18 protein-coding genes are annotated in these 22,832 nt (G+C 68.8%); 13 read left to right on the forward strand and 5 right to left on the reverse strand.

Annotated elements, in window-relative coordinates; translation table 11 throughout:
* The first annotated feature begins 177 nt into the window (after nucleotides 1-177).
* From ENSA7_RS34695 to ENSA7_RS34720, 6 genes are all read left to right on the forward strand, one after another.
* Nucleotides 178-2,703, forward strand: coding sequence for a WD40 repeat domain-containing protein (locus tag ENSA7_RS34695; RefSeq protein ID WP_106093703.1), 2,526 nt, complete (start codon nucleotides 178-180; stop codon nucleotides 2,701-2,703).
* 95 nt (nucleotides 2,704-2,798) lie between these two features.
* Nucleotides 2,799-3,374 (forward strand): peptide deformylase, encoded by a 576-nt coding sequence (gene def, locus ENSA7_RS34700; protein ID WP_106093704.1) that lies wholly within the window; start codon nucleotides 2,799-2,801, stop codon nucleotides 3,372-3,374.
* A 1-nt stretch (nucleotide 3,375) separates the two neighbouring features.
* Complete coding sequence (locus tag ENSA7_RS34705; protein WP_106093705.1) at nucleotides 3,376-4,116, forward strand: transglutaminase family protein; 741 nt, start codon at nucleotides 3,376-3,378, stop codon at nucleotides 4,114-4,116.
* 118 nt (nucleotides 4,117-4,234) lie between these two features.
* Nucleotides 4,235-5,740, forward strand: coding sequence for a hypothetical protein (locus ENSA7_RS34710; protein WP_106093706.1), 1,506 nt, complete (start codon nucleotides 4,235-4,237; stop codon nucleotides 5,738-5,740).
* Nucleotides 5,741-5,826: 86 nt separating this feature from the next.
* Nucleotides 5,827-6,429 (forward strand): hypothetical protein, encoded by a 603-nt coding sequence (locus tag ENSA7_RS34715; RefSeq protein ID WP_106093707.1) that lies wholly within the window; start codon nucleotides 5,827-5,829, stop codon nucleotides 6,427-6,429.
* A gap of 110 nt (nucleotides 6,430-6,539) precedes the next feature.
* Complete coding sequence (locus tag ENSA7_RS34720) at nucleotides 6,540-7,088, forward strand: hypothetical protein (RefSeq protein WP_106093708.1); 549 nt, start codon at nucleotides 6,540-6,542, stop codon at nucleotides 7,086-7,088.
* 92 nt (nucleotides 7,089-7,180) lie between these two features.
* Here ENSA7_RS34720 and ENSA7_RS34725 read toward each other — a convergent pair whose 3' ends face one another.
* From ENSA7_RS34725 to ENSA7_RS34735, 3 genes are read right to left on the reverse strand one after another with little or no spacing between them, the layout of a single operon-like run.
* A complete protein-coding gene (locus ENSA7_RS34725) occupies nucleotides 7,181-10,378 on the reverse strand; it encodes an efflux RND transporter permease subunit (protein WP_244924010.1) in 3,198 nt (1,065 codons plus the stop codon).
* Nucleotides 10,375-11,544 (reverse strand): efflux RND transporter periplasmic adaptor subunit, encoded by a 1,170-nt coding sequence (locus ENSA7_RS34730; protein WP_106093709.1) that lies wholly within the window; start codon nucleotides 11,542-11,544, stop codon nucleotides 10,375-10,377. The genes ENSA7_RS34725 and ENSA7_RS34730 overlap by 4 nt, the downstream gene beginning before the upstream one ends.
* A gap of 44 nt (nucleotides 11,545-11,588) precedes the next feature.
* Nucleotides 11,589-12,077 (reverse strand): PaaI family thioesterase, encoded by a 489-nt coding sequence (locus tag ENSA7_RS34735; protein ID WP_244924011.1) that lies wholly within the window; start codon nucleotides 12,075-12,077, stop codon nucleotides 11,589-11,591.
* Nucleotides 12,078-12,192: 115 nt separating this feature from the next.
* Between ENSA7_RS34735 and ENSA7_RS34740 the strand changes: the two genes are divergently transcribed.
* The gene (locus ENSA7_RS34740; protein WP_146158488.1) at nucleotides 12,193-12,873 is read left to right on the forward strand and encodes a 3D domain-containing protein; all 681 of its coding nucleotides are present in this window, start codon (nucleotides 12,193-12,195) and stop codon (nucleotides 12,871-12,873) included.
* 4 nt (nucleotides 12,874-12,877) lie between these two features.
* On the opposite strand, the gene ENSA7_RS34745 is transcribed toward ENSA7_RS34740, so the two are convergent.
* Nucleotides 12,878-13,807: an alpha/beta fold hydrolase gene (locus ENSA7_RS34745; RefSeq protein ID WP_181234406.1), complete on the reverse strand. Its 930-nt coding sequence runs from the start codon at nucleotides 13,805-13,807 to the stop codon at nucleotides 12,878-12,880.
* A 52-nt stretch (nucleotides 13,808-13,859) separates the two neighbouring features.
* Here ENSA7_RS34745 and ENSA7_RS34750 point away from each other — a divergent pair, with 52 nt between their 5' ends.
* From ENSA7_RS34750 to ENSA7_RS34770, 5 genes are all read left to right on the forward strand, one after another.
* The gene (locus ENSA7_RS34750; protein ID WP_106093711.1) at nucleotides 13,860-15,452 is read left to right on the forward strand and encodes a SulP family inorganic anion transporter; all 1,593 of its coding nucleotides are present in this window, start codon (nucleotides 13,860-13,862) and stop codon (nucleotides 15,450-15,452) included.
* 78 nt (nucleotides 15,453-15,530) lie between these two features.
* Nucleotides 15,531-17,723 (forward strand): WD40 repeat domain-containing protein, encoded by a 2,193-nt coding sequence (locus ENSA7_RS34755; RefSeq protein WP_146158489.1) that lies wholly within the window; start codon nucleotides 15,531-15,533, stop codon nucleotides 17,721-17,723.
* 1 nt (nucleotide 17,724) lies between these two features.
* Nucleotides 17,725-18,807: a multiheme c-type cytochrome gene (locus ENSA7_RS34760; protein WP_106093713.1), complete on the forward strand. Its 1,083-nt coding sequence runs from the start codon at nucleotides 17,725-17,727 to the stop codon at nucleotides 18,805-18,807.
* A gap of 60 nt (nucleotides 18,808-18,867) precedes the next feature.
* A complete protein-coding gene (locus ENSA7_RS34765) occupies nucleotides 18,868-19,149 on the forward strand; it encodes a hypothetical protein (protein WP_106093714.1) in 282 nt (93 codons plus the stop codon).
* A complete protein-coding gene (locus ENSA7_RS34770) occupies nucleotides 19,122-20,060 on the forward strand; it encodes a hypothetical protein (protein ID WP_106093715.1) in 939 nt (312 codons plus the stop codon). Before ENSA7_RS34765 ends, ENSA7_RS34770 begins: the two co-directional genes overlap by 28 nt.
* Nucleotides 20,061-21,189: 1,129 nt before the next feature.
* Here the strand turns inward: ENSA7_RS34770 and ENSA7_RS34780 are convergent.
* Nucleotides 21,190-21,372, reverse strand: coding sequence for a hypothetical protein (locus tag ENSA7_RS34780; RefSeq protein ID WP_106093717.1), 183 nt, complete (start codon nucleotides 21,370-21,372; stop codon nucleotides 21,190-21,192).
* Between the two features lie 266 nt (nucleotides 21,373-21,638).
* Between ENSA7_RS34780 and ENSA7_RS45560 the strand changes: the two genes are divergently transcribed.
* A complete protein-coding gene (locus tag ENSA7_RS45560) occupies nucleotides 21,639-22,502 on the forward strand; it encodes a hypothetical protein (protein WP_244924012.1) in 864 nt (287 codons plus the stop codon).
* The last annotated feature ends 330 nt before the right edge of the window (nucleotides 22,503-22,832 follow it).

Here is a 22,832-nt window from a genome sequence, read left to right on the forward strand (position 1 = left end):
AAATGAATGTGGACAGATCGCTGCCCAATGCGGGGTGTTTCTCCGCGGAAACATCCCGCTGCCCACCCGACGTGGACGGCCGGGGTCACACCTGACCATGCGTACAGCAGGGACCCGACCGGACGCTGTGGGGGTTTATGAAAGGCGGTCATCGACGATCTGCTAGAGTTTGTGCCAGTGCCGCGCTCTCGCCGTCTGGTCCTCGCCTTCGCGCTCAGCTCGCTGGGCTGCACGCCCACCGTCACGTCGACCCACAGCAGCGCGCCGACCCTGGCGACCTCCAGTCCTGCCCTGCGCCCGTCCGAGCTGGGTCTACCGTTTCACAGCGCGGCGATCGTCGACCTCGCGCTGCTGCCCCCGCGACCCGGCGAGCAGTGGCGGCTCGCCAGCGGTGACGCGGATGGCTGGGTCCGCGTGTGGGCCGACGGCAAGCTGCTCGCGGCCTCGCGCGCGCACCCAGGTGGGCTCGCGGCCCTGCAAGTCGCGCCCGACGGCGTCTGGTACACGGCGGGCTTCGACGGCCGGGTGCTCGAGTGGCCCGCCGACGCAACCCAGCCTGCACGCGCGTTCACCCTGAGCAGTCCGACCAGCGCGACCGGCCCGAGCAGCTCTGGCAGCCCGATCACCGCGATGGCCGTCGCCGGTCCGCACCTGGTGCTCAGCGACGGCCATCACATCCAGATGTGGACCCGCGAGCCGCAGCCGCAGCTGGTCTGGTCGATGGTCGCGCACGCGTTCGTGACCGGGCTGGCGCTGTCACCGAGCGGCGGGGTCGTGGCCGCGGCCGAGCTGCGCCAGTGGGCGCTGCGCGAGGGGATCGCCACTCACCCGCTGGCCAGCTTCGACGACGGCGGCATGCAGGTGGTCGAGCCCGCAGAGCAGGCGTCGCTGCGCGCGGCCGCGATCCACGATTTTCCGGGCGCGGCCGCCGACTATGTCGAGGTCTGGCAGCCCAGCCAGCAGCGCGCCCGCCAGCTGGTCCCGAGCGCGCCGATCGACAGTGATCTGGGCGTGGTCTCGCGCGGCGGCGTGATCTACCGAGAGATCTACGACCGCAACAACGCCGGGCTGGTCGGCCGCAGGCTCGAGGACCAGGCCCACTACCCGCTCTCGCTGGTCAAGCCATGGGCGTTTTGGACCGACGCCAGCGGCAACCCCACGCCAGCCAGCACCGCGCAGTCCAACCTACCTACGGGTGACTTTCGGCTGGGCCCCAACGAGGAGGTGCTGATCCTCGATCACTTCCCGGGCTGGGGCGCAGAGCCACCCGAGCGGGGCTGGCGAGTCGGGGACAACCGGGAGCTGGCGATCGATCCCCATCACGCGGCGATCGGCGATGGCCAGGGCAACCTCGCGGTCGTGGCGTGGGCCCGACCTGCCGAGGCCGGGTGGCTGGCGGCTGGTGAAGAGCGCCCCGAGCTGCTCGCGGGCGCCAGCGGCAGCGCGCAGATCGTCACCGCCACGCTCGAGCCGCGGACCCACTACCGGCTGTGGTCGCTGGACTCGGGCAGCCACCGATCGATCCGCGTCGAGGCGCCGTGGCAGGTGCTGCCAACCCAACATCAGGAGGGCCAGCAAGAGCCCGTGGTCGGGCCGCCAGCCTATCCCTTCATGCTCGAGCTCGACGCCCAGGCGCAGCTTCTGGCGACCAGCTCACTGAGCTACGGCGAAGACCTGCAGGCCGTGGTCCGGGTGATCCGGGTGCCCGACGGGGGGGCGCAGCTGCTCGGGCTGGCGAGCATGGCCGCCGACGCGACGGGCTTGGAGACCGGTCTGGACATCGGGGTGAGCCCCGATGGCTCGCACGTGCTCGCGTGGGCGCCCGGGGGCGCGGCGCAGAGCTGGCTCGCGCCTGGATCGGCCGCCGGCTGGACCGCCGGGCCCGATGCGCTCGGGGGCGCGCCGCGGTTCTCGGCCAACGGCCTGTGGTCGGCCCACGTCTCGGGGTTCGAGCGACACATCGTGGATCTGCAAGCGCGCAAGCCGGCCGTCCGAATCGCCGCGCCGCAGGGCAACCAAGCGCCCGACACGGGGGCCCTCGCCGCGATCGCCAACGACGGCACCCTCGCGCTGGTCCAGCCGTTCGGCGGCGGCACGCTCGAGCGAATTGACGCCGCGGGCGCGCTGACGACGATCGAGCTACCCGGCGCGGCGACGACCCTCGCGTGGGTCCCGATCCCCGACGGGGACCCCACGCTGATCGTCGGATTCTTGGATGGATCGATCGCGCGGATCGGTCCTCACGCGACGGAGGCCGTGCCGATCCACGCTGGCCAAGGTGGCCGCGTCTGGGAGCTGGTCGTGCTCGGTGGACCGGCCGAGGGCGCGGGTGTGTTCGTCGAGCTCGACGAGCGTGGCCTGACGCTGCACCGCCTCGCCGACGACGCCAGCATCGACCTGTACGTGGCCGACAACACGGCCCTGACGCGCTGGGTCGGCTCGGGGACGCAAGCGCTGCGTACTCGGGATCTGGTCGCGGTCTGGCGGCAGGGCACGGCCATGCCGATCTGCCGGATCCTCGACGGCACGACCGCGGGCGTGCTCGCTGCGTCCACGGTCGAGCGCTGGCCGCTCGACCGGGCGCCGGAATTCTTCGCGCAGTTCTTCGCGGGCGCGACCTGTGGGGCACCGAGCACGCCTGACACGCCCGACGTGCCCGACACAGCGGACGAAGGCGAAGCCCCCGTGGCCCCCGCGAACTAGCGCGCCGCCGCTGCCAACGCCGAGGGCCTGCGAGCCGCTGCGCCAAACCAGTCGAATCGACGCGCGCCGTCGAGATCCCCTGCTAGACTCGGCGCGTGACGATTCGAGCCATCGCCCAGATCGGCGAACCAGTGCTGCGTCAGCCTGCCCGCGAGGTCTCTGCGGAAGAGCTGAGCACCGCCGAATTTCAGGGCTTCATCGACGACCTCATTGCCACCATGCGCCACGCGAAGGGGGCCGGGCTCGCGGCCAACCAGGTGTTCGAGCCCGTGCAGGTCTGCGCGATCGAGGTCGCGGACAACCCCCGCTATCCGTACAAGCCCAACATCCCGCTGACGGTGCTGATCAACCCCAAGCTCGAGCCGCTCGGCGACGACACCTTCGAGAACTACGAGGGCTGTCTGTCAGTGCCCAACCTGCGCGGGGTGGTGCGGCGGCATGCTCAGCTGCGGGTCCGCGCGCTCGACCGCGACGGCCAGCCGCTCGACTTCGAGGTCCGGGGGATCAGCGCGGGCACCTTCCAGCACGAAGTCGACCACCTGTGGGGCAAGCTGTTTGTCGATCGCGTCGAAGATCCGACCACGCTGTGCACATGGGATCTGTTTCATCAATACTACGAAGCGGCGGTCCGCGAGCGCGTCAAGCAGGTCGTCGAACGCTGGGGAGCCTGAGTTGCGCATTGATCTACTCCACCGCTTCGCCGACCTGGTCGGGCCGTCCGAGGCGGCGGTGCCGCTGTTCGACTCGGCCATGCTCTACGCGGCCGCGCTGCAAGACGGCGACACCTGGGCCGAAGCACGCGGCGCCAGGACCGAGATCGAGCTCGCGGTCGTGGATCACTGCGCCGGGCGAGCGGGCGCCGTCGACATCGCGGAGGGCGTGCTCGAGTTTCTGCGTCGCAACCGGTTCCGCGGCAACATCCGAAGCTACGAAGATCCGCGCAACAGCCTGATGGACCGGGTGCTCGAGCGCCGCCTGGGTCTGCCGATCAGCCTGTGCGTGCTCGCGATTCACCTCGCCGAGCGCTGCGGGGTCGAGCTCCATGGGCTGAGCTTTCCCGGGCACTTCTTGGTCGGGCTGCAGGTCGACGAGCCGGGGGCCGAGCCTCAGGTGTGGGATCCCTTCCGCGGGGGCCGGCGGCTGCAGCTCGACGAGCTCGCCGCGCTGTTCACCAGCGTCGTCGGTCACCACGTCGAGCCCGACTCGCCCGAGCTGCACCTGCACCTGCGACCGTGCCACTCGCGGCTGATCTTGACCCGCATGCTGGAGAACCTGCGTCGCCACTACGGCATGGCCCACGAGCTCGACCGCGTCGCCGACACCCTGGAGCTGCTCGCCACGCTGCACCCCGAGGTCCCGCAGATCCGCGAGATGCTCGATCAACACCCGCCCCAGCACCACCTGTTGAACTGAGGCAAGCCTGCTACTAGCCCGACGCATAGGCCGACGCATAGGCCGGCGCGCGCGCGAACCCCGGGTGTGACCAGTCGCGCGGGCGCGAACCTGGCGGTTTGCTAAACTGCTGGCGTCCGTGCGCGAGCAGACTCGATACAGCCTGTCCGGCGCCCTGTCGCTGCTCGCCCACGCGCTGTTCGTGGTCGCGTTCGTGTGGGCCTTCAACGTCCAGCACGAGCCGCTCGAGCTCAGCGAGGAGCTGCCCGACTACGACATCGACTTCATCGAATTCGACGTCAAGAAGATCGAGCCCGACAAGGCCCAGGGTGAGGTCGAAGACGAGCCCGAGCCCCCACCCGAAGACCCGCCGGAGCCGGAAGAGGCCGCGCCTCCCCCAGTCGAGCAACCAACCGATCCCGAAGCCGAGGCTGCGCTGCCGGAGCCCGACCCGGAGCCCAAGCCCAAGCCCAAGTTCGGCGACAAGACCTCGAAGATCACCGCGCTCGTGCCCCCCAACGCCACGTGGACGCTGGTCCTGGCCAACAGCCGGATCAAGAAGCTCCCGTTTCGCGACTCCGCGACGGAGATCATGGCGCCGCTGCGCGACTTTCAACTGCTGATCGACGACGCCGGCTTCAACATCTGGGAGGACTTCGAGTACGTGGTCATGGGCAGCCCCGACGCCACGGATCAGACCCAGGCGTTCGTGGCCGTGCAGTACAACTTTGGCCACGACGAGATGCGAGCTGGCATCGATCGGGCCTGCGCCAAGCAGGGTTTGGTGGTCGACTGGCGCGAGCAAGACGGGATCCGCGTTGGAGATCCGCGCTACGAGAGCGCCGAGCTCGAGGCCGAGAACCCCGACGATCGCCAGTTCGTGCTGCTGCCCGGTGACGACGTCGCGCTGTACCTGCGCGAGGCGTTCGTCGAGCAGGTCATCGCCGGGCCCGACGCGAGCAAGGGCAACACGTCCGGCAACTTCGTCGCCAACATTGCGAAGATCAAGCGCTACACCTACGCCGAGCCCAAGGCCGGCATCCAGCTGGTGATCGAGGACATCCGCGGCATGGTCCGGGTGGGCCCGAGCTTCCCGATCGAGATCCCCAGTCGCGCGGAGCTCATGTGGGAGGCCGCCAACAACCCCGAGCTGGTGATCAAGCTCGACTTCTTGGAGACCGACCACGCCGAGCGAGCGCAGACCTACTGGAACGATCAGCTCGAGGCGGATCTGAAGAAGGTCGGGGCGTGGGATGTCGCGGGCGGGATCATCTCGGGCATGACCCTCGAGCGAGACAAGCGACAGCTGGTGTTTCGCTATCAGTTCAACGAGACCTCGGCGCGCGTGGTGCTGCAGATGGTCGCCAAGGAGTTTGGCAAGGCCATGCGCTACTCGAAGAAGCAGGCGCTCGCGGCCCAGGCTGCGCGCGAGCAAAACTGGGAGCTGCGCGACGGTGGCAAGCTGTTGCCCTCGGAGGCGCTGAAGCTGCTCGAAGACGCGGTACCCGAGCTGCCAGAGCCGCAGCCAGAGCCGCAGCCAGAGCCGCAGCCAGGGCCCGCGCCGGGTCCGGAGGGCGAGAGCCCGCCCCCGCCCAGCGAAGACCCGCCGCTGCCCTCGATCGAAGAAGACCCGCCACAGCCCTGAGCCCGACATCGCTGTCGTGAGCGATGCGGAGCAGTTCGGTCGAACCGCGTGGTGACGCGCATCGGCGGCCGCGGTGTTCGAGGGTCATGCTGCCTGGACTCGCGCTCGCTGGCTTACTGCTCACTCCACCCACCGCCGCCGTCGGTCCCGAAGCTCGGCTCGCCGAGCTCGACCACCGCCGGATGGAGATCCACGTCGGACCTCGGGTCTACGGTCGGTTCCTCGACGCGCCGCCAGCGGTCGGCGGCTCCCTGCAGCTCGGGCTGGGGGTCCGGGTGGTTCGGGGACTGTACGTCACCGGTGAGCTCGGGGCCGGCGCGCACGCGCTCCCGGTTGGCGTGGGCGCGCAGGGGTTCTTGGGGATCCGTCACGAGCTGCGGATGTCCTCGTGGGTTCGGCCGAGCTACTCGCTGGGGTACACCCACCTTGTCGACGCCAGCTTCGATGTGGGGGCTGACGTCGACAGTGGCTGTGGCAAATCCGGCGACCACGGGTTCTCGTTCGACGGCTTGGCCTCGACCGAGCTCGCGTCGCGCAGCGGCGCCCAGGCCGGGCTGGGGCTGCGCTTTCCGTTTCGCAAAGCCCCGCGCCTGTCGCTGTATTTGCGGGCGGACGCCAGCTACTACTTCGACGATCGTCCGGGGCGGCTGCAGGCGGGGGGCAGCCTGGGGCTACAGGTCGTGTTCTGAGCTCGGCCCCCACCACACCTCGCGTCGGGGAGCGCTCATGGTGCCAAACGCGAAACGCTCGCGCTGCTTGAGGATCGAGCCACATCTGGGTAGGTTGCCCGTCGATCGCCATGACGACCCGCAACATCTATCTTGCTTCTATCCTGCTTCTCACGATCGGCGCTTGCTCGGACGAGGGCGACGGGGATCAGTTCGCCTCGCTCACCACGACCTCGGTGACGCTCAGCAACAACGGCAGCAACACCAACGGCGACGGCGACGGCGACGAGGACGAGACCTCGGGCACCGACACGGCCTCCACGGCGCCCGGCGACGGCGATCCCGATCCCACCACGGGCGACGGCGACGGCGACCCGGATCCCACCACGGGTGACGGTGATGGCGACCCTGACCCGACTACCGGCGACGGAGACGGCGACGGCGACGGCGACGACCCTGTGTTCAACTGTGGCTGGCTCGAGGCCGAGGCCTACTACGCCTGTGGCGGAAACGGCGAGGATCCCGACGGCGTCCACCCGAGCTCGTGTCCCGCCAATTTGGTGGAGGGCGAGCCGTGCGGTGAGCTGTCGGGTGAGGGCTGTTGCGATGGCAACGGCGACAACTGGTACTGCGGCACCGACGGCCAGACGGAAGCCGTGGTCCTGGACGTCTGCGGGTAGTCGGCTGGGCCACCAACGCGATCGCGTTGGTGGCCGCGTGTACGCCCGCCGAAGAGTTGGTGTGAGTCGGCCTCGGGCGCGAAGAGCCGAACTCAGCGAACCCCGCGGAGCCGCGACACCAGCGTGAACGCGCACGGCACCACGTAGAGCGTGAGCACCGTCGACAGCGCCAAGCCGCCCAGCACGATCGCACCGACGCCGCGATACAGCTCCGAGCCGGAGCCCGGGAACACGACCATCGGCACGAGCCCAGCGAGGGAGGTCAGCGCGCTCATGAAGATCGGTCGGACCCGCGCTTCGACGGCGTCGGGCACGGCGAGCGCGAGCGAGCTGCCATCGCGCATTCGGGCGAGCGCGCCGTCGACGACCAAGATCGCGTTGTTGACCACGACCCCGATCAAGATCAGGAAGCCCATCGCGGTCATCAGGTCGAACGGCTGATCCCCCAGGAATCGATCGACGATCAGCAGCCCAAACACCCCACCAGCGCCGGCCAAGGGCACGGTCACGAGCACGGCGAGGGGCGCGATGAAGTCCTCGAACAGGGCCGCGAGCAGCAGGTACGAGATCAACACGGCGAGCACCAACACCTGGCCGAAGCGGCCCTTGGTCTGCTCGAGCTTGCCGGCGGTGCCCGACAGGCTCACGCCCACGCCGGCTGGGATCGCCTCGCTCTGCTGCATCTGATCCACGCGGGCGCGGATCAGCTCCATGGCGGTCTCGAGCGCGAGATCCTCGGGTGGGGTGACCTGCAAGGTGATCGATCGGGAGCGCTCGATCCGGCGGATCTGCGTGGGCCCCAGGCGCTCGTGGATCTGCGCGAGGGTCCCGAGCGGGACCACCTGACCACCAGGCGTGGTGACCGGGGCAGCGGCGAGCTCGTTTGGCGTCAGCTGATCGGGGTCGTGGTTGCCGGGCGCGCGGGCCACCAGCGCGCGCAAGACCACGTCGACCTTGGACTCGCCGTCCTTGCCCCACTCGCCGATGATCGAGCCGTCGACGAGCGCGTCGACGGCCTGGCCGAGCTCGGCCCCACCGACCCGCAGGCCGGCGGTCTCGTCGCGGTTGGGGACCACCTGCAGCTCGGGCGCGCCGAGCTCGAGCGAGGGGATCGGGCGCAGCTGCGCGGTCGGGATGTCCTCGCGGATCGCCCCCATCAGCGCCAACCCAGCGCCGACGAGCTCGCGCAGATCCGAGCCGGAGAGATCGACCTCTACGGCGCGTCCACCCCCGAGCCGGTTGGCGAACAGCGACGCCTGGCTGGCGAACGCGTAGGTGCCCGGGACCTCGGCTTGGACCTGCCGATAAAAGCCCGCGAGCTCGTTCGCGCGGGTCTCGTCGACCGCCGCCGCGCCGCAGAACACCTGGTTGGGATCGCCCACGAAGAAGCTGCGGCGGATCGCCGGGACGCCATCTTTGTCGACACCTGTGTGCTCGCCGACGGTGGCCTGGAACCGCTCGCCGATCTGCTCGACCTCCGCGATCGAGTAGCCGGGCGGCGGCGTGATGATGCCAAATACCAGGTTGCGGTTGCCGGTCGGCAGGTACTCCATCGGCGGGAGCAACAGCAGGCCGAGGGTGATCGAGGCGCCGACGGCCGCCACGAACACGGTCAGCGCGCGCCCCGAGTTGGCGGTCAGCCACGCGACCTGGCGGCCCACGACCGCTCGCATGCGCGGCCCGAGGCCACCCGCCCGGTCTGGTGGGGGCGTGGACTCGCCCGCCAGCTCACGCTCGCGCTGTCGCTGCGCCTTGGTCTTCAAGAACCGCGCGGCCAGGCTGGGGATCGCAAACACCGAGACCACCAGCGAAACCAGGACCGCGACCGAGATCGCCGCCGCGACGTCGCGGAGCAGCTCGCCGACCTCGTCCTGCCACAGGATCACCGGGATGAACACGGCGGCGGTCGTGGCGGTGCTGGCCAGCAGCGCGCCCCAGACCTCGCCGACGCCGCGCAGCGCAGCCTCGGACATGGTGTCGACGCGGTCGCGCCAGGTGTCGATGCTCTCGAGCACGACGATCGAGTTGTCGACGACCATGCCGACCGCGAACGCGGTGCCGGCCAGCGAGACCACGTTGACGGTGCGCCCGAGCACGGCCATGCCCAGCGCGGTGCCAAACACACACACGGGGATCGACAGACCGATCAACCCGGCCGCGCCGACGCTGCGCAAGAACAGCCACAGGACCAAGATCGCCAGGCCGCTGCCGAGCAGCAGGTTCTGACGGACCAGCCCGAGCGCGCCCTGGATGTAGTCGGTCTGATCGTCGAGGACCTCGATGGTCAGGCCCTCGGGGCCCATCTTCTCGAGCTGCAGCTCGTCGACGGTGTCGCGGATCTGCTGCGAGACCTCGAGCACGTTGGAGCCGGCCTCGCGGAACAGCAGCAGCACCATCGACGGCCGATCGTCGGTCATGGCCACGCCAAACGGCTTGCGCAGCGCGACGGTCACGCTGGCCACGTCGCCGAGCAGGATCGGGGTGCCGCCTGCCCCCGCGCCGATGACGACCTGCTCGAGCTGCTTGGCCTCGCTGGGGGTCAGCACGGTGCGGACCAGCAGGCGGCGCTTGCCGAGCGTGACGTCGCCAGCGGACACGTCGGTCAGCTCCCCGCGCACGCGCTCGGCGACCGTGGAGATCCGAATGTTGCGGGCCGCCAGCTCGCCCGCGTCGAGGTCGATGTGAACCTCCGTGTCGCGCCCGCCGATGTGGCGGATGCTGGCCACGCCCGGGATCCGCTCGAGCCGGGGCAGGATGTCATCTTCGACCCACGTGCGGTACGGCGCGACCGCCAGGCCGTCGGGCGAGCGGATCGCGATGATCGACAGCGGCGGGCCCGAGTTGCTCGCGGTCGCGACGACGGGTTGGTCCGCGGCCTCCGGGTACGCAGCGACCTCGGTCAGCGCGTTCGAGACCCGCACGAGCGCGACGTCGAGATCCGTACCGACCTCGAACTCGAGGGTGATCTGGGCCTGATCGGGCTTGGCCTCGGACTCCATGCGCACGAGGCCGACGACGGACTTGAGCGCCTCTTCTTGGTCCTCGAGCAGCTCGGCCTCGACCTCGGCTGGGCTCGAGCCGGGCCAGCGCGTGGTCACGGTGACCGACGGGATCATCACGTCGGGGGTCAGCTGGATCGGCAACCGCGCGATCGAGAGCAGCCCGGCGAGGATCACCAGGATCAGCCCCACGCTCACGGTCACGGGTCGCCCGATGATCGTGGCGAGCAGTGAATTGCGGTCGGAGCTGCCGTCGGAGCTGCGCTGGGCGTCGGGTTGGGGCTCGCTCACGAGGCTGGCCCTTCGTCGGCTGGGCCCACGTCACCGCCGTCCGCGGTGATCGGGCGCACCGACTGCCCCGGTCGCAGGCGCTCGTTCCCGCGGGTGACGACGACGGCCCCGACGGACAGGCCCTCGCCACGGACCAACGCCTCGTCCGCGGTGGTCGCCACGACCTCGACGACGATCGGCTTGGCGCTGCCGTCGTCGACGACGAGCACGCGGGTGTCGACCGCCCCCAGCACCAGCGCGTCGCGGGGCACGATCACGGCGTCTGCGCTGGGACCCGCGCCGACCTCGTAGCGAACCGAGAAGCCGACGTCGACGGGGGCACCCGGCAACAGCCACGCACGCGGCTCGCTCGGACGGACCCGGACCTTGAGCGTGCGGGTGCCACGGTCGAGCGAGGGCACCACCGCGAGCACTTCGCCGGCGCCGATCGCCGCCCCGCTGGCACCGACTCCGAGCAGGCCCCCGGCCGGACGCAGGGCCACCTCGGCGCCAACTTGCAGGTGCGACGCGAGCTCGGGGCGGACGTCGACGAGGATCTCGAGATCGTCGATCGCCACCAGCTCGAGCACGGCCTGCCCCGGGTTGAGCCACTGACCGAGATCCGCGTAGCGGGCCGCGACGACGCCCGCGAACGGAGCCGCGAGCTGGTAGTCGGACAGCTGGGCCTGGGCCGCGCGGATCTCTGCAGCGAGCCGACGCTTGCGAGCTTCGAGCGTGTCTGCGCGGGCGCCCTGCCGCTCGATCTCTTCGCCGGGCAGGATCTGGTCGCCGAGCGCAGAGGCGCGATCGGCCTCGCGGCGGGCCTGATCGAGCTCTCGCTCGCTCTCGCGCCGGCTCGAGACCGCCGCTGACAGCTGCGCGCTGGCCTGGCGCTTGTCGATCTCGACCAACAGCGCGCCTTGTTCGACGTGATCGCCCTCGCGCGCCTCGATCATCACGATCTCGCCGCCGGCCCCGAGCGCGAGCTGGGCCGAGCGCAGCGAGCGGACCTCGCCGATGAACACCCACTCGTCGACGAGCTGCCCCGCGCGAGCCGACGCGACCTCGACCGGCGCAGGCGGTTGGTCTTGCTTGGCCGGCGGCGCTTCGTCGACGCCACAGCCGAGCACGCCCGCTGCTGTGAGCAGCGTGAGCGTCGGGATCAGCGCTCGCAACAGGTTCGGCACAGCGGGGCAGTTGTGTCGCCCCGTACGCGCGTTTGCAAGCGACGTTACTCGGGCTGTGGGACCGCGCCATTGCCGGACGTGACGGTTACCACTTCGCCCGCGACCGCGGTGCCGCGCTCGATGCCCAGCAGGCGAACCCTGCCGGTCGCGACGAGCTCACCATCGTGCGTGATGTTCACCTCCCAGACCTGGGTGCGACGACCGCGAGCCAGCGGCCGCGCGCGACCGATCAACGTGCCGGACCGGACGGCCCGCAAGAACGAGGTGTGGTTGTCGAGCCCGACCGTGTGCCGACCGAACGCCTCGAGGTTGAGCGCGGCACCGACCGACGCGAGCGTCTCGACCATCGACGAATACACACCGCCGTGCACGAGCCCGTAGGGTTGCTGGTGGGTCGGCCCGAGCTCGAGCTCAGCCACGACCTCGTCGTAGCTGGCGCTCACGAAGCGCAGGCCGATCAGCTCGTTGAAGCCACCGCGGATCGCGTTGAGGTCGTCGACGGCCGACTCGGGAAGCAGAGGTCGCTCGGTCACGACCCGCAGCTTAGTCCGGTTTGCAGCACGGACGACCCCAAGCGCATGGCGCTCTAGCCCGGCAAACCGCACGCGAGCGTCGCCTGATCATGACTCGGCAGGCTACCCTCGGAACGTGCGCCCGGTCCGACTCGCTCCGCTCGTCTTGTCGATCCCGCTCGCGTGCGCCACCGCCAACGGCGACACCGAGGCCGACACGGCCAGCAGCCAGACCACCGCCGACACGAGCACCCGCACAGCCCCGCCCGCGGGTGACCCCGGCGCGTCGATCGGCGTGTTCGATCTGACCTACTACTGGGTCAGCCACGAAGCCGACTTCGACCCGCCCGCGAGCACGACGATCGGCACCTGCGCCGGGCAGCGCATCGCAACGGTCCCGGCCGGCTTTGCACGCGCGCTGAAGCTCGAGGGTTCCGGCAAGCTGCTCGATGATCGCGTCGTCAACATTGGCGGCTGTGGGTGTGGGGACGGCTACGACTGCTTCGCGGTCCTCGACCCGGCCCGATTTGTGTGGGGTCAAGGCTCGCGGGGCAACGCGCTGGTGCCCTACCTGAGCATCGCCACCGACACCTCCGTGCTGCCGTTCGGCACATCCGTCTATGCACCTGGCCTCGACGGCGTGGCGCTGCCAGACGGCCGCACCCACGACGGCTGCCTGCGTGCGGCCGATGTCGGCGGTGGCATCGAGGGCACGCACGTCGACTGGTTCGTGGGACTGAAGGGCAACTATCGGCAGCTCGACGCCAACGTGCCCGAGCGGGTCGAGCTCCTCGAGGGCGGGACGCGCTGCCCCTGACAGCTCAGTCCGCCACGCCCAGCTTGCGCTGCAGCCACCCGGCGACCCAGTGCCAGGCGAGCTTGGTCCTGGGATCCGTGACCATCCCCATGTGATTCGGACGCAGCCGCGCGAGCTCGCCGGGCGCGTCGTCGCGACCGAGGACCAGCAGCTCGCGCTGGCGGATCCCGGCGCTGAGTCGCACGGCCGCGGCCGGGCGCGCGTACAGGAGATCGCCCTCGGACATGACGTGCAACATCGGCGCGTGGATGTGCTCGAGGTTGGCGAAGTAGTCGACGGCGCCGTCCTGCGAGTCCCAGCTGTTGCGGCGCATGAAGCCATGAAACTGGCGCCAGAAGCTGCGCGCTTCGTCGGCTGAGCCCAGTCGCAGCCGCCGCGCGGGCAAGTAGCCGACCAGCTCGCAGATCAACACGAGCGGCCAGATCAACAGCCGCTTCAGCCACCAACGCCAGCGACTGGGCTCGAACCGCCGGTTCCAGACCGAGCAGCTCATGGCCACGAGCGCGCCCACGCTCGACTGCGAGTGTTGCCCGAGCCAGCCCAGCGCGGCGTAGGCAAACACGCTGTGCCCGAGCAGCGCGACCGGCCGCTCGGGCTCGAGCGCGCGGGCGAGGTCCACATAGTGGCCAACGTCGCTGACGAGCGCGTCGAGATCCCAGTCGCCACCTTGGCGGGGCGTCGGCCCGCTCTCGCCGTGACCGCGCAGATCCGGGACCAACACTCGAAACCCAGCCGCGACCAGCACCGCGGCGATCGTGGGCCGGTCCGGCCTGCACATGGTTCGGCTGTCGGCCATCATCGCGTGACCAACGACGACGACCCCAAGCGTGGGACGCCGATGCGCGGGCGAGAAGTCCCAGACCCGGAGCAGCCAACCATCGTGGGCGCTGATCGAGTGCAGGACCGGGGTCGGGAGGGCTTCGAAGTCGCTCACGGTTCGGGCCCGATGATAGCGTGTCCACGAGCGTTCGTGGTATCCGCCAGGTGTGCGCCCCTTCGTCCGCGGTGACATCGACGGCTTCTTCGGGCTCGCGCTCGACAACTTGGTTCAACTGCTGCTGATCGACGCGCTGTGCCGCTCGCCCTACGTGCTGGGGTTCTCGGACGAGCTGGTCCGCGGCACGATCTTGCCGGGCGCCGCGATCTCGCTGGTCGTCGGCAACCTGTTCTACGCGCGCCAGGCCATGAAGCTGGCCAGGGAGACCGGACGCGACGACGTGTGCGCGCTGCCCTACGGCATCAACACGATCTCGCTGTTCGCCCACGTGTTCCTGGTCATGCTCCCGGCCAAGCTCGCGGCCGAGGCCGCCGGGGCGGCTGACCCGGCCCAGGTCGCGTGGCAAGCCGGGCTGCTCGCGTGCTTTGGCTCGGGCCTGATCGAGCTGGGCGGCTCGTTCGTGGCCGAAAAATTACGCCGGATCACGCCACGCGCGGCGCTGTTGTCCACGCTCGCCGGGATCGCGCTGGGCTTCATCTCGCTCGGGTTCTTGTTCCGCACCTTCTCGCATCCGATCGTCGGGCTCTCGACCCTGGCGATCGTGCTGCTGGTCTACTTTGGTCGGGTCCGGTTCAAGGGGCGGCTGCCGGGTGGGCTGGTCGCCGTGGTGATCGGGACCGCGCTGGCGTGGGCGATCGGCCTGGCGCCCGCTGGCGACGCGCCGGTCAACAGCGCTGGCTTGATGATCCCACTCCCGGTGATCGGCGACCTGTTCGCGGCGCTGTCACAGCCCGGCATGCTCGCGGCCTACTTCGCGGTGATCGTCCCCATGGGGCTGTTCAACGTGGTCGGCAGCCTGCAGAACCTCGAGTCGGCCGAGGCCGCCGGGGATCGCTACCCGGTCGTGCCCTCGCTGGCGGTCAACGGCGCTGGCAGCATCGTCGCCGCGGCGTTTGGCTCGTGCTTCCCCACCACGATCTACATCGGTCACCCGGGCTGGAAGGCCATGGGCGCGCGGGCCGGCTACTCGGTGCTCAACGCGGTGTTCGTGACCTTCGTGTGCCTCAGCGGCACGCTCGCGTGGATCACCTGGGTGGTCCCCGTCGACGCGGGCATGGCGATCGTGCTGTGGATCGGGGTGGTGATCACCGCGCAGGCGTTCCAGGTCACGCCCAAGGCCCACGCCCCCGCGGTGGTGATCGGGCTGCTCCCGGGCGTCGCGGCCTGGGGAGCGGTCATGGCCAAGAACGGGCTGCGGGCGGCGGGCATGGGCAACCCCGAGCGACCGTTCGACGAGACCCTGGTCGCCGCGTTCTCGGTCAGCGACACGTGGATCGACGGGGCCTTCGCGCTCGAGCAGGGCTTCATCTTCACGGCGATGATCCTGGCCACGGTCACGGTCCTGATCATCGAGCGGAAGTTCACGATCGCGGGGATCTGGCTGCTGGCCGCGGCGCTGCTGTCCAGCGTGGGCCTGATGCACGGGTATCGCTGGACGATGGGCGATACCGTGCTCGAGGTGTTCGCGCCCTGGAACCACCCCGATCGGCTGGGCTGGGCGCAGGGGTATCTGGCGATGGCGGTGGTGATGTTCCTGGCGCCAAGCGTGACCGAGCCCGACGATGTCGACCACGGCGCGTAGAGCACCAATCAGCTTGAATTCACGACGCGACTCCAAACGGATCGGCGATCTAGCCTATTATCGTCGTATCGTCGGCGCATGACCGCTCGCGTAGGTAAGACGGCGCTATCCCTGGCCTGGACCCTCGCCGCGTGTCACCGCGGCGCTCCGGTAGCCGCCGAGCCGCCGCCGCCGGGCCCGGTCGCCGAGATCGACGGGCCGTCCGTGGAGCTCCCGATCGTGATCGTGCCGCAGTCGACGGCGACCGAGATCAGCAGCTGGTTGTTCGAGCCCGGGGGCCGGCGGCTCGCGTCGACGGAGCTGGGCGAGTGCACGATCTGGGACATCGAGTCTGGCCGGCTGATCCGCACGCTCGAGGGCGACGCCGAGCCCTGCCAGGCCTGGCTGCCGGCCGTAGACTTCTTCGAGTTCGTGGGTGGCGACGACTCGGCCGACGGGCGGCTGACGCTGGACACCAGCGCGGGGGTGACGATCGTCGACGCCGAGACCGGCCGCAAGCTGCGTGATCTCCCCTGCCCCGACTGCGCGACCGTCGACGACATCACGTGGTCGAGTGAGGACCACCAGCTCGCGCTGGTGTGGCGGGACACCGCGCGGCTGGAGATCTGGGACGCGGACGCGGCCACCCTCGTGCGCGCCGAGTCAATCCCGATCACGGGTGAGCTCGAGGAGCTCGAGCTCGGCTGGACCCGGGCGGGCGCGACGGTGGGGTGGACCGAGATCGGGTTCCCGATCGAGTGCGATCACTACGAGAGCTACTACACCTACGACTGTGAGTGGGACGAGGTCGAGCAGGTCGAAACTCGACGCCCGATCACCCAGCAGATGATGTCGGTGGACCCAAACCCTGCGACCGCGATCAACAAGATCGACGCGATCGACACCGCCAGGTCCGACGCCGAGGTGTACTTCGACCCCGACTTTCGCTGGATGATCTGGATGAGTAAATACTCGGAGCGACGCAGCGGCACGACGACGACGCTGCACTTCGCCGGGCTCGGCGATCTCGACAGCAAGATGGGTTCAGAGACGTTTGACGACTACAACGAGTATGGAGAGTCGCTGTTTCGCTACGGCGAGTGGCGGACCGACGGCGCGACTCACTGGGCGGTGTCGATCAGCCACGAGGACTACGACGGCGCGGCGGGCATGGTGGAGTGGGAGACCACGCTGACCAGTCCGCCGCTGGGTCGACGCTCGCACGTGATCCTCGAGTCGGTCGACTACGACAGCACGGTCGACGTGCAGGTGTACGGCTTCGTCGGGGACGCCCTGCGTGTCAACGGCCAGATCTGCGGGGACATGTGCACCCCGCTCACCACGCCGCTGCCACCTGACTGCGATCTGCTCGACATCGGCTCGGGTCACGGCGCCGAGCTGCTCGAGTGTGAGACCCTGGTCCTGCGCCGTGCGGGCGCGACCACGCGACTGCCGATCGCCACCACCGGGTTGTCGTGGTGGTGGTCGCGCGACGGTGCGCTGGCGCTGTACGACGACTCGAAGTTCATGGTCGTCGACGCCGTGCTCGGCAACCACAAGCAGCCACGCACCGACGTGCTCGGGGTCTACGACGGCCGACTCGGGCCCGAGCTCGAGCGCTTGGTCCTGGACACCAAAGCCGGGTTCGAGGTGATCGATCTGGGCACGGGCGAGCCGATCCTCCGGGTCCCCGACGTCACGCCCGACGCCGCAGCGCTGTCCCCAACTGGCGATCGGCTGGCGATGCTCGACAACGGTCAGGTCCAGATCCTGGCGCTACCGAGCGGCGAACCGATCGTGAGCTGGGCCAGCGACGGCTTCGAGCTGGCGTTTCGGCAAGATGGCCGGGCGATCTTCATCGGCGACGGTCAGCCCGAGCTGTCGTTCGACGCAGACACGGGCAAGCCGCTCACCGACCCCGCGCTCGGCCGGATCACCGCCACGATCGACCACGGCGGCGAGATCGATCCAAGCTGGCGATGGATCATGGACGACGAGCGCGGCGAGCTGACGCGCACGCTCGACGGTCGCGTGCTCACGTTCCGGGAGGGCGGCGCGTGGCTGACCGACACGGGCCAGTACCAGGGTCCGGCCCCCGGCCCCGAGGTCGCGTTTCGAGTCGGCAACGACAATTGGGCGGTGCCCGAGTTCGACGCCGAGCAGCTCGCCAAGTGGCTCGAGCAGCCCGATCTCGTCGAGGCGTTCGCGGCCGGTCGCGCGATCGCCAAGCCCGAGATGTCCACCGCCGCGCTCGCGGGCGTCCGCGCTCGCGTTCAGAGGCCGGGTAACTGAGGTGCGGGCGCGCGCGTCGATCGTCGCCGTGTTCGTGACGCTCGGTCTCGCGGCCGCGCTCACCGAGGCGAGCGACGGCGGGACCTCGCGCCCGGCCCGTCCGGCCGCCGCCACGATGCCCAGCCCCGCCCGCGGCCCCAACCCCGACGTTCGAGCCCGGCTCGATCGCAACGACGAGTGCGTCACCTGCCACGCCGACATCGCCAGCGAGTGGACCCACTCGCTGCATCGACGCGCATACGAAGATCCCATGTTCCAAGCGGCGCTCGAGCTCGAGCGCGACCCCGGCTTTTGTCGAGCATGCCACGCGCCCGAGGCCAACCCCGTGCACGAGCCGACCCCGCGCGAGTCAGCCGCCGGGGTCGCGTGCGTGACCTGTCACCTGACCGGCCGCGACGGCGCCGTGCTCGCTGGCCCCAGCGCCCACGCCGACGACTCCCGGATCCCCCACCCGCTACGCCGCTCAGCTGAATTCGCCTCCCCCGACGCCTGCGCGGGCTGTCACGAATTCTGGTTCCCCAGCCTCGGCCGCGCCGGGCACGGGCTCAAGATGCAGCGAACGATCACCGAGCACGCCCGCTCGGCGTTCGCAGACGAGAGCTGCCAGCGCTGTCACATGCCGCCAGCGGCCGCGGGTCACCTGGATCACGGCTTCACCGTCGTCGGCCGACCGAGCATGCTGCGGGCCGCCGTCGCAATCGCGGCGACCCGGCCGGACCCCGGCCGTGTGGTCATCGAGCTCTCCCCGCGCGTCGTCGGCCACGCGTTCCCGACGGGCGATCTGTTTCGGCGACTGAGCGTCGAGCTCCACAGCGACGCCACCGAGCCGAGCTGGTCGACCCAGCGGATCCTCGCTCGCCACTTCAGCAGCCAACGAGTCGGCGATGGCCAAATGATCCGCGTCGAGCATGCAGACGATCGAGTCGGAGTCGGCAGCGCCCCAACGGTCATCGAATTCGAGCTACCCCCCGAGCTACACGACGCCCCCATCACCTGGGAGTTGGTCCACGAGCGCGCCCTCGAGGCCACAGGCGCTCGCACAACTATCTGGGATCGCACCTCGTTCGCCCAAGGCCGCCTGTGACCCGGCTCCCCGACCCACGGCTTCGCTGCTCAACGGTAGATGGAGTGAACGACCTTCGGCTTGACGACGGTTCTGAGCCATCACCGCTCGACCGACGAGGCGAGCGCCGCAGGGGTGATCTCGTTCGCGCAAGAGACCGCGGAATTTGTCGACGACGGGTTCTCGCAATTCCACGATCTGTTCGCGGGCGACAACGCATCGATCGCGGACGCCCGGCTACTGGCACGCACGCTCCTCGATCAAGCAGGCGCCCTTGGCCTGTCGATCGGGCAAGTCTCCGGCGCGCTGTCACGTCAGGGATCCCGCCCGAGCTCATGGGCGAGCTGGGCCCGGTCGTCGTGAGCCTCGCCGAAGCGGGCGCGCGACTCGGGCTGCTCGTCGCCTACTCGACCCACTTCCTCGCGCATGCCCACTCATTGGGAGCCGACTCTCGGTTGGCGAGCGAGACCGAGGTGGCGCAACTCGACGCTCCGTCCAAGGTACCGACCGGAATGAAGGTCCAGATCGGCGAGCTGGACGACCTCGACGATGGTATGCTCGTCGAGGACCAGGGCCGAATCGAGAATCTGTCCCTCGACCACGATCCCAAGCCGCCCAAATTCTCTACCTTTGTGGTGCTCCGAGCGTTCGATGCCGACGCGAGCATTCGACTCCGAGCGCACATGTTCAGCTTGGCGAAGAACGGTCTCGTCGACGGGGCCGGCTGCAAGGTTCGCGGGTTCATTCGGCGAAAGCAGCCGTGGTTGGGGGAGGACGAGGTCGGACTCGACATCGATCGCGTCAGCCTGTCCAAGCTCCGCAAAACGAGCTGGTTGGATGCGGTCACGTATTGGATGCGGCCTTTCTTCCGGCTGTATCCACACTGCATTGTCGACGGCCCCCCCAGTCCGGCGACAGACGGACTTGATGGCTCTCCTACAGTTTTTGTGGGTCGCCCACGAACACTACTCCACGGCCTGGAGGTAGATTTTGCCTCGCAGGCGGTCAATCCACCGGAGGGCCGCCTCGCCTCGGTTGACGGTCTCGAGGAGGACGGTGCCGTCGGGGCTGATGTCGACCGACGTTTTGATGCAGCGCCCGCGGACGTAGTCGGCGTACCAGTGCAAGGGCCCTCGAACGAACTCCAGACCGCGGAGCATGTCGGCGGCCGTTCACTCGTCGTCGTCCTCAAACCAATTTCCCGAGACACCTCGGGGCCTTCCGTCGTGAAAGCTCAGCGCGCCGAGGGTGTAGATCAGGCCGAACTAGAATGACTCGGCGTCGTCTTCGGGGATCCGCAGCACCACGCGGACGTGGGTGTCCTCTTCGCCGATGGTCGGCTTGACGTGCTGCTCGACCACCTCGAACTCGGCGGCGGCTAAGTCTTCATCAGGTCATGTTCGATGGGCTCGCGTTCGCCGGTCGTCACGCGCGGTATTATACTGACAGCCGCGCGACCCTGTCACGAACTTGTCCGATCTGGCAGGTCCCGCGATCCGCGCTGGCGAGCGCCCGCTCGCGGGCACGGCTGGAACCATCGACGGCAGATCCGGTCGGGGCGCGTGCGGGGGCATCGCCCCCAGCGTCACTGCGATCAAGACGGACCGCCCAGTGACGGGGTGGGGCCGATCTCCGCTTCGCCTTCTCGGTCTGTCGAGCGGATGATAATCAACTACTACATGGCACCTTCCCCAGGCTCTGAAGCACTTGATGCCTTTTCCAAACTGCATGCTGTGGTCCTGCGGCACCAGGGAGCTCGGGTCTTCGGGTCCGTTGGTCGCCGCAACACACGGCCTGGCTCCGCAGCCTGGACTACTCCCACTACATACCGCACCCGTGGGCCGATTCGCCAGGTGAGGTCTACGGTCGGGTGGACGCACCGACAGAGAAGGATCGCGCCGCAGCAATGGCGCTGGTTCTACCGATCACACAGTCGCGAGGGGCGTGGATCTGCCAACGTTGCTCGCAGCAGGATCCTGCTCTCCACTTCATCGCCCCCAACGTCTATGGAGAGCCTGAGCTCTACTGCGTCCAGATGCCGTCGTACTCGGTGGTCGAGTCGTCGGGCGGGCAGGGCCTGCTGAAACACTAGGGGAGCCCGTTCGGTTGCCAATCCGTAAAAGTAGCGATCGTTGGTGAACCGGGCGATTACATAGGCCCGCAGGCTGCCTATGTCTACGGCCGGCCCCTCCCTGCTGAGGAGGTGATCCGTCGTGAGTGGTGTTCGCGCTGCCTCGGTGCCGCCCACAACGTTCGAAGCAATACTGCGACGCGCGGCGAGTCAGAGCTGGATTGGGCTCGCTAGCGGGTCCAAATGGATGTGCGGGCACTCCGGGTTGCGCTGGCTAATTACTATGGTGAACGCTGATCGCTCGAAGTGCCCTTGTTCTCCATCCCGCGTTATCACGGATGTCGCCCCACGTTTGCCGCGGTCAAGAAGCCGCGGGGCTCCGGCGTCATCGGCTGCTCTTCCTCGAGCACCACCGCCGCGTTCGCGCGCCAGCGCAACAACCAGATCGCCACACCACCGAGCGCCAGCGCGGCACCGCCAGCGAGAATCCAGACGAGCGTCTTGTTGATCGCCATCGAGGTCGGCTCCTGATCCGAGTCTCCCCCGATCGCGCTCCCACCGAAACACTGGATGCGCAGCGGGGCGCACCCACGGCCGCGAGTTGGGCGACAAAAGTTGGGTCGTCGCCGCTCTCTCGGCCAGCGACGACGACCGCTCAGCTGGATTACGTTGCCCCGGAGCACGCTGATTTGCAGTGAGCGTCGCACCGCAAACCCGGGACCAAAGCGGCTACACAGCGAAGCAAGCACTTCAATCACGCGAAGCCAGGACGCATCAAGTCATGACCAAGCGAGCCAAGAAGCGACAGTCAACACAGACCCCAAGCGAGTGGGTCGACATCTTCGCCGAGCACGACGACGCGCTGGTTCGCGTCCGCATTCTCTGGCGCCGCGGCGGGGGTCGGTACCGGCCGATCGTGCCCGTCAACCTGACGCTCGAAGATCTCGAGGTGCTTGACTTCGAGGAGTGGGAGGACCTCGAGCTACCGGAGACCAACTTCGACTGGAGCGTCCCGGTCGACGAGCACCCCGACGCCCGCGAACGACGGCTCGCCGACAACGCGCGCGAGTTGTGGGCCGTGGCGGTGCTCTGGAGCCGCGCCAAGGGCCCCGTGTGCGACTTTCAGCTGCGCGGCTACGGCAGCGACGACGAGATCCTGTTCGAGGACGGCAAGCGCTGCAACCTCAGCGGCGAGCAGTCACGCTACGACGGGCACCGTTCCCCGTCGAGAGCACGGTGCCCTCGGGCAGCAGTAGCGCCGTCGAGGTACATCCGCTCTTTCTCCTGCGTGGCAGCCTCGCACCAGATGGTTGTCACACTCGCCGGTGTAGGGTGGACCGAGGAAGTCACAGTCGTCATCGGTCTGGCAGTTGACGAACTGATCGTTCTCCTGGCCCTCGAGGAAAGAACAGATGTTCGCGACGCAGGCGACCGACTCGACCCTGGAGTCACGCGAGACCGACTCGGCCCACCGCCGCGAGCAGTGGCTCGACCACCCCGCCCTGATGAGCGTGACGTTGGCTACATCTTGTATACCTCGTACTCGTTCCACTCCGTCGTCGTGTATTCGCCCTCGATGTCCATGTTGTTCTGGCCATCGTTCCAGGAGCGGCCACTCGGAAATAGGCCGTGGATGACGCCTTGAGAGGTGATGTTCGCCATCTTGTTGTCGAAATACACCTTGCCATTTGGGGCCGAGACCAGGCTGGGGAAGACGGGCAACTCGATGGACATGATCTTTTCTTTCTGGACGCCGTCGTCCTCGTACGTGATGACGATGTTGATGCAGTAGTCCTTCAGCTCTGCCTTGGAACGCATGCTCAGGCACATGCCGGTGAAGCCCGCCTTTTGCCAGTGAGAGGATAGCTTTGTACCGTCTCGATGCTGCACCAAGTACATGCCCTGCAGGGCGGTGTTCAGGTACGCCTCGGCGTCCTCCTTCACGTTCTTGTTGTTCTCGACGGCCAGGAGGACT

It is taken from the genome of Enhygromyxa salina (genome assembly GCF_002994635.1).
Taxonomy (GTDB): domain Bacteria; phylum Myxococcota_A; class Polyangia; order Nannocystales; family Nannocystaceae; genus Plesiocystis; species Plesiocystis salina_B.